The organism is Collinsella aerofaciens, from assembly GCF_040915545.1.
Classification (GTDB): domain Bacteria; phylum Actinomycetota; class Coriobacteriia; order Coriobacteriales; family Coriobacteriaceae; genus Collinsella; species Collinsella aerofaciens_BE.
The window spans coordinates 1-12308 of the sequence record NZ_JBCPDH010000042.1 but is presented as its reverse complement, the minus strand read 5'-3'; the positions used below and the strand labels follow the sequence as shown (position 1 = coordinate 12308).

General features: G+C 59.7%; 8 protein-coding genes. All 8 read left to right on the top strand.

Features of this window, described 5'->3' with window-relative positions:
• Positions 1-182 precede the first annotated feature (182 nt).
• The 8 genes from acpS to AB5202_RS09355 all read left to right on the top strand — a co-directional run bounded on the left by acpS (position 183) and on the right by AB5202_RS09355 (position 12093).
• Positions 183-722 (top strand): holo-ACP synthase, encoded by a 540-nt coding sequence (acpS, locus tag AB5202_RS09390; RefSeq protein ID WP_368144611.1) that lies wholly within the window; start codon positions 183-185, stop codon positions 720-722.
• Positions 723-2339, top strand: coding sequence for an NAD(P)H-hydrate dehydratase (locus AB5202_RS09385; protein ID WP_082222952.1), 1617 nt, complete (start codon positions 723-725; stop codon positions 2337-2339).
• A gap of 2 nt (positions 2340-2341) precedes the next feature.
• Positions 2342-3487, top strand: coding sequence for an alanine racemase (gene alr, locus AB5202_RS09380; RefSeq protein WP_035137770.1), 1146 nt, complete (start codon positions 2342-2344; stop codon positions 3485-3487).
• 8 nt (positions 3488-3495) lie between these two features.
• Positions 3496-4116 (top strand): uracil-DNA glycosylase, encoded by a 621-nt coding sequence (locus AB5202_RS09375; protein WP_006235848.1) that lies wholly within the window; start codon positions 3496-3498, stop codon positions 4114-4116.
• 12 nt (positions 4117-4128) lie between these two features.
• Positions 4129-4635, top strand: a complete 507-nt coding sequence (gene tsaE / locus AB5202_RS09370; protein WP_117735673.1) for a tRNA (adenosine(37)-N6)-threonylcarbamoyltransferase complex ATPase subunit type 1 TsaE — start codon at positions 4129-4131, stop codon at positions 4633-4635.
• Complete coding sequence (gene tsaD, locus AB5202_RS09365; protein ID WP_368144613.1) at positions 4622-7006, top strand: tRNA (adenosine(37)-N6)-threonylcarbamoyltransferase complex transferase subunit TsaD; 2385 nt, start codon at positions 4622-4624, stop codon at positions 7004-7006. Before tsaE ends, tsaD begins: the two co-directional genes overlap by 14 nt.
• 829 nt (positions 7007-7835) lie before the next feature.
• Positions 7836-9725: a carbon starvation CstA family protein gene (locus AB5202_RS09360; protein ID WP_368144570.1), complete on the top strand. Its 1890-nt coding sequence runs from the start codon at positions 7836-7838 to the stop codon at positions 9723-9725.
• A gap of 184 nt (positions 9726-9909) precedes the next feature.
• Positions 9910-12093: a hypothetical protein gene (locus tag AB5202_RS09355; protein ID WP_368144569.1), complete on the top strand. Its 2184-nt coding sequence runs from the start codon at positions 9910-9912 to the stop codon at positions 12091-12093.
• The last annotated feature ends 215 nt before the right edge of the window (positions 12094-12308 follow it).

Here is a 12308-nt window from a genome sequence, read left to right as displayed (position 1 = left end):
CTGACCGGTGGACGGCACCGAGCCGTCGCATGACTTGAAGAAGGGGGAGGCCTCGCGGCCTCCCCCTTTTTTGCGTTTACCGGGCTTTTGTCTCACATAGTAGCTGTGTTTTATAACCCTCGTTTGTCGCATCTTCTGCGAACGGGCTACAATAACTTAGTCTGTGCGATATGGAGGTGAACATGGCTGAAGTTGGTATCGGCGTTGATATCGTCGAGATTTCCCGCATGAAATCAATTCTTGAAAAGACGCCGTCGTTTGCTCGGCGTGTGTTTACCGAAGAAGAGCGTGCGTATTGCGATGCGTCATCGCGCCCCGCCGCTCACTATGCGAGCCGCTTTGCTTCGCGCGAGGCGGTGCTTAAATCTCTCGGCACGGGTTTTAGTCAAGGCGTGGGTCGCAAGGATGTTTCGGTAACGCGTGATAAACTCGGCAAACCGAAGGCGCTGCTTTCGGGCCGTGCTCTCGAGATCGCTCAAGAACTGGGTGTTGTTGAGGTCGCTCTTTCCATTACGCTTACGGGAGACTTGGCCGTTGCGAATGCCATCGCGATTACCGAAGATGCTCGGCCTAAGCCAAAAGATGAAAAGGTGAGCACCAAGAAACGCGTTGCGCAGACATTTAAAGAGGCTCGCTCTGTTTTAGATGAGCTTGAGCAGCTGCAGAATTCAGCATTGACGGAGCACCTGGGCGATGCTTCGCAAGATACGCTAGGAGCATAGATGAAACCGGTTTTGAGTACCGAAGAAGTCGTTCGTCTCGAGGATATCATCGAACGCGAAGGGACTTCGAAGGCCGAGCTTATGGAGCTAGCGGGTGAGTTTGCCGCCAACGAGGTCTTGAAGCTCAATCCCGATCGGGTTCTCGTTCTGGTCGGTTTTGGTAATAATGGCGGCGACGGTTGGGTTGCCGCCGATATCCTGAGCCATAAGGGTGTGGACGTGGATATCGTTTCTCCGGTTGAACCGGATGAGATTCCTGCTGCTCTGGCACGTCATGTTGCTCGTCGTACTGCCGGCCGCGATGTGCACGTTTGCGTCGGCCCTTCGCGTGACGAACTCGAGGTTTTGATCGATAAGGCCGATGTTGTTGTCGATGCCATTTTTGGTACCGGTTTTCACGGGAATCTGCGTGCGCCGTTCTCCATCTGGATTCCTACGGTCAATGAATGCGCCGATTGTGTCGTATCCATTGATGTCCCCTCGGGCCTGAATGCCGAGACGGGCGTTGTTGATGACGACTGCATTCGTGCCGAGCATACGGTGACGATGATTGCGCCCAAGATTGGTCTGTATAGCGCTGATGGCCCTGAGTATGCTGGCGATTTGATCTGCGGCAATCTTTACGACCGTCTTGACGAGGTCATCGATGATGTCGACCACGCCGCCGAGATTGTCGAGCCCGGTGACTTAGTTGATTACTTTGCTCCACTACCTACGAATATCGATAAGTATTCCCGTGGCTCTGTGCTTATTGTCGCCGGATCTGCACAATATCCTGGTGCTGCCATTATGGCGGCCAAGTCTGCAGCTCGCGCGGGTGCTGGTTACGTGGCAGTCGCGGCTCCTGACGCCTGCGCTAATCTTATTCGCATGGCACTTCCTTCGATTCCCGTCTTTGCTATTCCGTCTGATTCCCGCGGCTCCTTTGGCGCCGCTGCGCGCATGACGGTGTGCGAGATTGCAAAGAAGTACAGCTGCGTACTGTGCGGTCCCGGTATGACGACGTCTGCCGGCGCTATGCAGGTGGTTTCGGGCTTGCTCGAGCTTGATGTACCGCTTATTTTGGATGCCGATGCACTCAACTGCCTTGCTAAGATTGCCATTGACGGTATTGATAGTAACCCCGAGATGTATCGTCGCGAGCAGCCGTTGGTTATGACGCCGCACTATCGTGAGCTTTCGCGTCTGGTTGCCGGTGACGAGGTGAACGACCTTGGTACCGCGATTGCGGCCGCGCAGAAGGTCGTCTGGGCTGCAGGCTCCGACAACCTGGTTGTCATTGCCAAGGGGCCGACGACGGCTATCTGTGGCGTTGAGCGTGTGCTGCTGCCGCTCTCGGGTCCGGCTTCTCTGGCAACTGCCGGTTCGGGTGATGTTCTCGCGGGTATTTTGGCCGGCACGCTTGCCACCATGCGCGACGAGATGGATCGTTGGGAGTTGCTGTATTCGTACGCCGTCGCACTTCACAGCTACGCCGGTTTTGCCGCGGCGACGGAGTATGGTGAGAAGAGCGTCATCGCGACCGATCTTATCGACTTGATCGGTCCTGCCATGGAACTGGCGGCAAAGGATGCGCTCGAAGATCTGGGAATCATGGACGAAGGGTCGGATGACTAATCATGAATAAAGCCGATTTGACGCGCTGGTCCTGGGTCGAGATCGACCGCGGGGCGCTCCGTCGCAACACGAGGGCCTATAAGAATTTACTGAATCCACGTCAGCGCCTGTGCTGCGTGGTTAAGGCCGATGCTTATGGTCATGGAGCTGTTGAGTGCGCCAAGATCATGTATTCGGCCGGTGCCGACATGTTTGCCGTGGCGACGGTTAACGAGGGCGTTGAGCTCCGACAGGGCGGGATTACGAAACCCATCCTCATCCTAAGCGAGCCGCCTATCGAGGCCATTCCGACGTTGCTCGAGTTTGATATCATGCCCTCGGTCTATACGTCTGACTTTGCTCTTGCGTATGGCGAATGTGCCGTCGCGGCGGGCAAAGTGGGCAAGTATCATCTCGCCATCGAGACGGGCATGAATCGTATCGGCGTTCACTACACGCAGGTGCTTGACTTTGTCCGCGGTATTAATTTCCATCGCGGTATTCAGTGCGACGGTGTATTTACGCACTTCGCCACGGCCGATGAACCTTCGGGCTGGGACTACAAACTGCAGTGTCAGCGCTTTACCGAGGCCGTTCAGGCCATTAAGGATGCGGGCTTTGAGTGCGGTATCGTGCACTGCGCCAACACGCCGTCCTCGATGCTCGACCCTTCGATGCATTTTGATATGATTCGCGCCGGCGTTGGCTTGTATGGAATGCAGCCGTGCGAGCTGAGTGGCCGCGTGATGCAGCTTGATCCCGTTATGAGCGTCCATGCGCGTGTGACGCGCGTGGCACACCCTGCGATGGGTGAGGGCGTGGGCTACGGTTTTACCTACCGCGTACCGCGTACGCGCGTTCAGATCTGCACGCTGCCGATCGGTTATGCCGATGGCCTATCGCGTACGCTTTCCAATCGTATGGATGTGCTGTATCGCGGCGAGCGCGTGCATCAGGTTGGCAATATCTGCATGGACCAGTTTATGGTCGCCATTCAGTCCAACCCGGCACACGAGATTCCCGAGGCCGAGTATGGTGACGAGATGATTATTGTCGGCCGCGATGGCGATGCCGAGATCACTATGGACGAGATGGCCCGACTGCGCGGAACGATTAACTACGAGGTCGCCTGCGGCTTTGGCATGCGTCTCGACAAGGTCTACGTGTAGGAGCCGCTATGGGCGTCATGCACATCCCCGGCCATACCCATCAGGCACCACGTGAGGTCGCACTCGAGGAAATTGAGGCCGTTCTGGGCGATTGTCACCTCTGCCAGCTCTACCAGTCGCGTCACAATATCGTGTTTGGCGTGGGAAACCCCCGCGCTCGTGTGATGTTTATTGGCGAGGCGCCGGGCCGCAATGAGGATTTGCAGGGCGAGCCCTTTGTGGGGGCGGCAGGCGAGGACCTCAACGGCATTTTGTCGCTGGCGGGGCTCAAACGCGAAGACGTCTACATTGCCAACGTGCTTAAGTGCCGCCCGCCGGGAAACCGCAATCCACGTCCCGAGGAAGTGCTGGCTTGCTCGCCGTTTTTGCGTGAGCAGATTCGAAGCATCTGGCCCGATATTATCGTGACGCTCGGCAACCCCGCGACGCACTTTGTGCTTAAGACCGAGATTGGCATTACTAAGCTGCGCGGCAGGTTCCACCAGATGGGGCATTTTGTAGTAATGCCCACGTTCCATCCGGCAGCAGCGCTACGCAATCCGGCGTGGCAGGAACTGCTGGAGGAAGACTTTAAGATGCTGGGCGACTATCTGGAGCGACATCCCGCACCAGAGGACGCCTCGGAATAATAAGGAGCATATATGTCCCTGGAGCGCCTGGGGGTAGGTACTTACAAAACGACTTGCGCTGCCGATACGGAGTACTTTGGCGAGCTAATTGCACCGTGCCTTGAGGACGGCGATGTGCTCATCCTGACCGGTGGCCTGGGGGTGGGCAAAACTCACTTTACCAAGGGCGTCTCGCGCGGGCTGGGCGATGAGCATATGGTTACGAGCCCTACGTTTGCGCTCATGGCCGTTCATGATCAAGGCCGTATTCCGCTGTTTCACTTTGATCTATACCGTCTGGAGCATGCCTACGAGCTCGAGGATACGGGCATTTTCGATGTGCTGGGCTATGAGGGTGCTTGCCTGCTGGAATGGGGCGAACAATTCCAAGACGAGCTGACGGATGAGTATCTTTCGGTGACGCTCAAGCGTGATGAGGGCGACAGTGATGTGCGAACGATAACGCTCGAGGCGCACGGTGACCGCGCAATGGAGCTTTCCCATTTGATTGATAAGGCTGTACAAGATGAGCTTGCATAACGACAACGCGCTGGTGGCGGCGCTCGATACCTCGACCGACATGCTTGCCTGCGCGGCAAGCTGGATTGATGGGCAGACGGGCGAGACGAAGCTCGTGAGTGGCGACCACATGTGTCGCCGTCACGCCAACGTTGAGCTCGTGAATACCGTTGATGGCGTGCTGGCTCAAGTCGGTCTGGATCGCAGCGATGTTGGTTGCTACGTGGTCGGCCGCGGCCCGGGGTCGTTTACGGGTGTGCGCATCGGCATCTCCACTGCCAAGGGCCTCGCGCGCGGTGCCAATGTTCCGCTGCTGGGCGTGTCGACGCTCGACGCTTGCGCTTGGACGGCGTGGAAGGCTGGCGTGCGCGGCAAGCTTGGTATCTTGGCCGATGCCATGCGCGGTGAGGTATATCCGGCACTATATATGCTGGGCGATGAGGGTCCCGAGCGTCAATTTGAGCGCGAACACGTGGTCAAGGCCGCCGTGGCGCTCGATGAGTGGCGCCGAGCAGCGGACTGGGACCAGGTTCAGCTGACCGGTGACGGTCTCGTGCGCTATGGCAAGCTGCTGGGTGAGGACGAGACCGCCCGCTGCGTGGAGCGCGACCTGTGGTGGCCTTCGGGCGAGGGCTTGCTGCTCGCGCACGCTGCGGGTGACGGCGATCCGGCTCGCGTCCTGCCGATTTACACGCGCCTTTCGGATGCCGAGGAAAACGAGCGCAAGCGTCTTGGTCTTGCCGAGAGTGCGCAGAGCGAAATTACGGGCGTTGCCGATGAGCTCGCCGGTCGTCATCTGCAGTTCCGTCCCATGGGCGCGGCGGATGCCGAGGGCGCGAGCGCGCTAGAGGCTGCCTGCTTTGAAGGTGCCGGACACGAGGCGTGGACGCCGGGCATGTTCCTGTCCGAACTGGGCGAGGACGTCGCTGCGCCGCGTAGTTGGTGGGTGGCACACGACGACGGCAAGCTGCTGGGCCTTGCCGGCGGTATGGTCGTGGACGGTGATGTGCAGATTCTGGATGTCGCCGTCGACTCGGCACATCGCCGTGAGGGCATTGCCCGCAAGCTGCTGTCGCATGTGAGCTATGATGCCCAGATGCTCGGCTGCACCACGGCTTCGCTCGAGGTCGAGGACGGCAACGAGGGCGCGATTGCGCTCTATGCCGCTCTGGGCTTTACCGAGGTGGGTCGTCGTCGTGGCTACTACGGTGTCGGCAAAGACGCCATCGTCATGACGGCCCCACTTCCCCTCGTACTTCCGGTCGATAACGCCTCGCCCGAGCCGACGGCAGCCGAGCAACGCGTATGGCCGCTGCCTGCGCCTGGGCGCTCCGAGGGGGAGCGCGCCGAAATTGAGCGCCGCCGCCTGGTGCTCGCTATCGAGAGTTCCTGCGACGAGACGGCCGTGGCGATTATCGATGCGGATGGCAATATGCTGGCCAACCAGGTGTCGACACAGATTGATTTTCATGCCCGCTTTGGCGGCGTGGTGCCCGAGATCGCCTCGCGCAAACACGTTGAGGTGATTGTGAGTGTCGTGGATGCGGCGCTCGAGGATGCCGCAGCATCGCTTGGTCTTGAGGGTGGAGCCATTGCTCCCAGCGAGCTTGCCGCCGTGGGCGTGACACAGGGTCCGGGCCTGGTGGGCGCCCTCGTGGTGGGCGTTGCCTTTGCCAAAGGCTTTGCCTACGCTGCCGGTAAGCCGCTCGTATGCGTCAACCATCTGGAGGGGCACCTGTTTGCCAACCTGCTGGCGCAACCCGACCTCAAACCGCCGTTTATCTTCACGCTTGTCTCGGGTGGGCACACCATGCTCGTGCACGTGAAGGCGTGGGGCGACTACGAGGTGCTCGGTGAGACGCTCGACGACGCTGTGGGCGAGGCCTTCGACAAGGTAGCCAAGGCGTTGGGTCTGGGCTATCCCGGTGGCCCCATCATTTCCAAGCTGGCCGAGACGGGCAACCCCAAGGCGATCGATTTCCCCCGTGCGCTTAACAGCAGGGGAGACTATCGCTTCTCGCTTTCGGGCCTTAAAACCGCTGTGACGCTCTACATTGAACAGGAGACCAAGGCCGGGCGCACGATTCACCTGCCCGATCTGGCAGCTTCGTTTGAGGCAGCTGTCTTTGACGTGCAGTACAAGAAGGCCAAAAACGCATTGCACGCTACCGGATGCAAGGAATACTGCATCGGTGGCGGCGTCTCGGCCAACCCGCATCTGCGCGAGATGATGATCAAGAAGCTTGGGCGTCAGGGGATTCGCGTAACGGTGCCGCCCTTGTCTGCCTGTACCGATAACGCAGCCATGATCGCGGAGGTCGCCCGCCGTAAATTCGACCGAGGCGAAATCTCGCCGTTCGACGTCGACGCCGATCCAAACATGACGCTGTAGTCGTACGGGTGCGGTCCCCGACGCTGCCCGGGCGCCAGCGGCCGCATATGAACTTTCCTGCTCTACAGTCCTGCTCACGACGGAGGCCACATTAAGTGGCCTCCTGTTCGTGCGGAACTCGCGATAAAGTTCATATGCGGCCGCTGGCGCCCGGGCAGCGCCGGGGACCTTTCTGTATCGATGCGGCTTCTGAGCCGGATTGGCGTCGACAACGTCCGGCAAGGTTAGCCAGCTGCGTCGAATTTCCGGCGTGCTTTAGCTGAAAGAAAAAGATAGTGTGCGGAGCTTTGCTCCGCATTTGGGATGGGAGCCCCTGAGGGCCGCGGGAGCCGGGCGGCGCATATGAACTTTATCGCGAGTTCCGCACGCAAAGGAAAGCACTTAATGTGCTTTCCGTCTTGCGCAGGACTGTAGAGCAGGAAAGTTCATATGCGCCGCCCGGCTCCCGCGGCCCTCAGGGGCATCTCTCATGCAAAAACTGTCGTGGGGTAAAGTCCTAGGTCAGTGGCGTTTTATACCGAGAAATCCAAAAAAGCTGAAAATTCATTACAAATTTGCGTTGACTTTAGGTAACTAAAGTTTCATACTCCTTTTCAACCACTGGGGGATGTGAACACGCACGGATCGTTCGCATCATGATTGAAGAGGATTTCTTAGACATGTTCACGCATCAGCTAAACATTATCAGCGTAGTAATTATCTGATGCGGGTTAGCACATACAGCTAGCCCGTACGATAACGGGCGGCTGATGAAGATGAGGGCCGTCGAGCGCAACCGGCGGTCCTCATTTTTTATGTCTAGGAAGTTCTTTTTAGAGGAGGAAATGTAATGAACGGAGTTTTGCTCATGGTTGTGGCCGCGGCGGTGCTCGCCTGCGGCTATCTGGGCTACGGCCGCTGGCTGGCCAACAAGTGGGGCGTTGACAAAGAGGCCCTCACGCCGGCCAAGCGCATGAAGGACGGCAACAGCTTCTCGCCCGTCTCCGCCTTCACTGCGTTTTCGCACCAGTTCAGCTCGATCTGCGGTGCTGGCCCTGTCACGGGTACGATCGTCGCCATGGCCTTTGGCTGGCTGCCCGTCGTGCTCTGGGTCCTCGTCGGCGGCATCTTCTTTGGCGCCGTCCACGACTTTGGTGCCCTGTACGCTTCGATGAAGAACAACGGCAAGTCACTCGCTCAGCTCATCGAGAAGTATATCGGCAAGACCGGCCGTCGCCTGTTCCTGCTGTTCTGCTGGCTGTTCTGCATCATCGTCATCGCCGCCTTTACCGACATGGTCTGCAAGACGTTCATGTTCACCCCGGCCGTTGACGCTTCTGGTGCTGCTACCGGTGCCATCGACTTCACCAAGTCCTATGCCGCCGGCTGCGCTGGTACCATCTCCATCCTGTTCACCTTCGTCGCTATCGCCTTTGGTTGGGCCCAGAAGAAGTTCAACCTCACCGGCGCTGCCGAGTTCGTCACCGGCGTGGTCCTCATGGTTCTCATGTTCGCCGTCGGTATGCAGTTTCCGGTCTACCTGGATAAGTTCCAGTGGTTCGCCGTCGTCATGGTCTACCTGGTCTTCGCTGGCGCTATGCCCATCCAGATGCTCAAGACCCCGCGTGACTACCTCACTTCCATCATGATGATCGTCATGATCGTCTGCGCTGTCCTCGGCATCGTCGTCCTGGGCGTCAACGGTCAGGCCACTATCACCGCTCCGGTCTTCACCGGCTTCTCCACTGCCTCCGGCATGATGTTCCCGGTCCTGTTCGTCTCCGTCGCTTGCGGTGCTCTCTCCGGTTTCCACAGCCTCGTTTCTTCCGGCACCTCTTCCAAGCAGGTCGAGAAGGAGCAGGACGCTGTCAAGGTCGGTTACGGCGCAATGATCGTCGAGTCCTTCGTCGGCATCCTTGCCATCATCGTTGCCGGCATCATGTTCTCTGATATGAACACCGCCGGTACCGGCGCCCTCAACGCCGGTGTCGCTTCCACCCCGTTCCAGATCTTCGCCGCTGGCATCTCCCGCGGTATGCAGGCCTTCGGTGTTGACGGCACGCTCGCTACCGTCTTCATGACCATGAACGTCTCCGCTCTGGCCCTGACCTCGCTCGACGCCGTCGCCCGCATCGCCCGCACCTCGTTCTCCGAGTTCTTTGCCCAGACCAACGACGCCCTGGCCATCGAGTCCAAGGCCGGCTACATGAAGGTCCTCGGCAACCCCTGGTTCGCCACGGTCGTCACCCTGCTTCCCGGTCTCGCCCTCGCTTTTGGTGGCTATGCCAACATCTGGCCGCTCTTTGGTGCTTCCAACCAGCTGCTCGGCGGCATGACCATGATCACCCTCGCCGTGTTCTGCAAGTGCACCGGCCGCAAGGGTTGGATGCTCTACGTGCCCGTCGCCTTCCTGCTCTGCTGCACCTTCACCTCGCTGGTCCAGAGCGCCATGGGCTGCATGGCCGCCGTCCAGGCTTACGGCTTCTTCGGCACCATCCCGGCTACCGCCACCACGGCCGCCGTCTCCGTCGCCGCCACCAAGGGCCTGCAGCTCGTCTTTGCCGTCCTGCTGATGGTCCTGGGCCTCATCGTCGCCGTCAACTGCCTCAAGGAGTTCTTCGGCAAGGAGGCTGGCTCCATGCCTGATGAGGAGCCCGAGTGGTCCGATATGGGCAAGGCCGAGTACGGTCGCGCCGCTGCCGCCGAGGCTCCTGCCGACGCCGAGGCCGTCAAGGCCTAGTCGGTCGGACGGGTTGAATCTCTCATCCATATGACTCGGAAAGACCGGGTCCGCAACGACGCGGACTCGGTCTTTTTTTCATGCGAAAGCGGGTGACGCTCGAGTGTTCTCGCAGATGTTTTGCGTGGATAAGGGCGTGCGCTGTACCATATAGACGTATATGTGTACATATGAAAGGGGCCCCGTGGCCAAGACGGTATATTCCGATAATCAAAACAATGTCGATGCTTTGGCTGAGCGCCTGAGCAGCCAGACGTCGCTTTCTGCCGAGCGCGCCAAGCTGGTTGCCTACGACCTGCTCTGCCGCAAGGCGCTCAAGATTAAGTCGAGTGCGCTGGCGCAGATTTTCCGCTCCGTCGATAAGGAGTGCGACACCAAGGCGATGCGCGATGAGCTTATCGCGGCAAAGATCGTGACCAAGATCGAGGGTAGCGGCATTAACGGGCGCCCGGCGTTCTATACCATCAATGCCGAGATCCGCGATGCCCAAGAGCAGCCTGCCGAGTCCGTCGAGGGTTTTGTCGTCGAGGATTCCGCTGACGTGCCTGCTGTGGAAGAAGCTGCTCCGCGTGAGCATGTCGATACCGATGAGTTGCTCGATGAGAACGTCGTGCGTGCCTTTACGGCCAAGGCAGGACGCGGCGGTTTTGGCGGGGGTGGCAAGCGCGATGCGCAGCGCCGCGCCCAGCAGGAGCGCTTCCGTCGCGCCGTTGCTCGAAAGGGTGAGACGGATGCTGAGGCTGTTGAGACCGAGGTTGCTGCCGAGTCGCAGAAGCCCGCGAGGGAGCAAAAGCCCGTGGAGGCCCAAGAGCCCAAGCGTCGTCGCGGTGCTCACTTTAAGACTGCACAGCAGGATGCCGCGCGTGAGGTTGAAGAGTCTTCTGAGGTTGCAGACGATGTTGAGGAGTCTGCCAAGAAGGCTCCGGGTTCGTGTCGTCCCGGCCGCGGTTTTGCGGGGCGCGCGTATCCCGTAAGGCGTCAGGAGAAGAGCGAACCGGCTTCGACCACTCAGGGCGAGAAGGACGAGAAGGCCGTTGAGCCGGTGGCTCGCGAGCAAAAGCCTGTTGAGCCGCAGCTTGAGGTTGATGCCGAGGCCAAGGGCCAGCAGCCTACTGATGAGCAGACGGAGCAGAGCGCGTCGAGCAAGCCTCGCCGCCGTCGCCATCGTGGAGGCCGCAGTTCCCATGCCGAGACTGCAACCGAGAAGACCACGCCGCAGAACGAGGATGCGAAGGCCGAGGTTTCTTCGGGGCAGCCTAAGCGCCAGTCAGCGAAGGAGAGCAAGTCCGATCGTCCGCAGAAGCAGGCGTCTATGCCGAAGCGCGAGCGCAATTCCCAAGGCGATTCTAAGCGCAAGTCTCAGAAGAAGCCGGAGTCTGCCGCAGTAGATACTGCTGCCCGGCAGCCCGAGTCGGCCGCCCACGGCGAGGTCTCGGCGTTTGCCCTTGCCCGCGTTTTAGGCAGGCAGCTGCTCAAGGTTGTCCCCACGCCTATGGCGCTCTCCAAGATCAAGGAGCAGCAGACACAGATCGTAAAGGTCGAGGGCAAGGACGGCAAAAAGGCTCCGCAGCGCACTCAGCACAACGAGATGTCCAACCGCAAGATTGCCGAGGAAATCGCAATCATCCAGGCTTGGATCGAGCAGAACCGAGGTGCCGATACGCCGGTTGCCTCGCGCCGCCAGCGTGCCTACCAGATCTTTAACGACGAGAAGGCTTTTGACGGCAAGCACGGTGAGCGCCTGATCAGGCGTATGACCGAAAAGGGCATCAGCATGCAGGCGATCAAGGTCGCCCCCAATCGCCCCGTGCACTTTACGGGCTTCTTTACGCTGGGAGCCGACAAGCCGTTCATTATGGTCGAGAACCTGGACACCTACGACGAGATCGTCAAGCTGCTGCGTGGCCGCAAGCACGCCAAGCTCTTTGGCATCAAGGTGGGCGGCGTGATTTTTGGCGGCGGCTGCAAAGCGAGCGTCTCGCACGCACTGGATGATTATCTGGCCGAGATTGGCTATCGCTTTAACTACGTCTACTACGTGGGCGATATCGATCGCGAGGGCGCGCGCATCGTCGAGCAGGCTCGCAATGCCAATGTGGTTGAGATTCGCCTGCATGCCGGCATGTACCGCGCCATGCTCGCCGAGCATAGGCGTCGCGTGAAGGCCGGCGGCGCGTGCGAGCCCGCTGCTGCCAACCAGGGCGTGCCGCAGAACCTGGCGGCGACGATTAAGGATCTGCCCATGGTTACGCGCGTGCAGTTCCGCAACGTGCTGCGCGAGGGCGGGCGTATTCCGCAGGAGATCCTGATGACCGCAGACTATCGGGATGGCGACTCGGGAAGCTTCGACCGCATGCTGAACAATTAGCGCCGCCGTTCTACCGAACGGCGGCCTCCTTGACGCTGCGAGGGGCCCTGGCACGGCAATCTGACGTTCAACTTCGGCGGCGCGACCAGAAGGTCAGCGCCGCCTTGTTTCACGTCACCTTGCCATACCAGGGCCCCTCTCGCTCATATGACCCAATCCGCTGTCAAGAGCCACAATGGCCCCGCCGACCGCTTGCAATCGGTCGGCGGGGCCTG

Bases quoted from the DNA above. Each gene is read 5' to 3' on its own strand.
- acpS (WP_368144611.1), top strand. From the start codon at position 183: ATGGCTGAAGTTGGTATCGGCGTTGATATCGTCGAGATTTCCCGCATG.
- AB5202_RS09385 (WP_082222952.1), top strand. From the start codon at position 723: ATGAAACCGGTTTTGAGTACCGAAGAAGTCGTTCGTCTCGAGGATATC.
- alr (WP_035137770.1), top strand. From the start codon at position 2,342: ATGAATAAAGCCGATTTGACGCGCTGGTCCTGGGTCGAGATCGACCGC.
- AB5202_RS09375 (WP_006235848.1), top strand. From the start codon at position 3,496: ATGGGCGTCATGCACATCCCCGGCCATACCCATCAGGCACCACGTGAG.
- tsaE (WP_117735673.1), top strand. From the start codon at position 4,129: ATGTCCCTGGAGCGCCTGGGGGTAGGTACTTACAAAACGACTTGCGCT.
- tsaD (WP_368144613.1), top strand. From the start codon at position 4,622: ATGAGCTTGCATAACGACAACGCGCTGGTGGCGGCGCTCGATACCTCG.
- AB5202_RS09360 (WP_368144570.1), top strand. From the start codon at position 7,836: ATGAACGGAGTTTTGCTCATGGTTGTGGCCGCGGCGGTGCTCGCCTGC.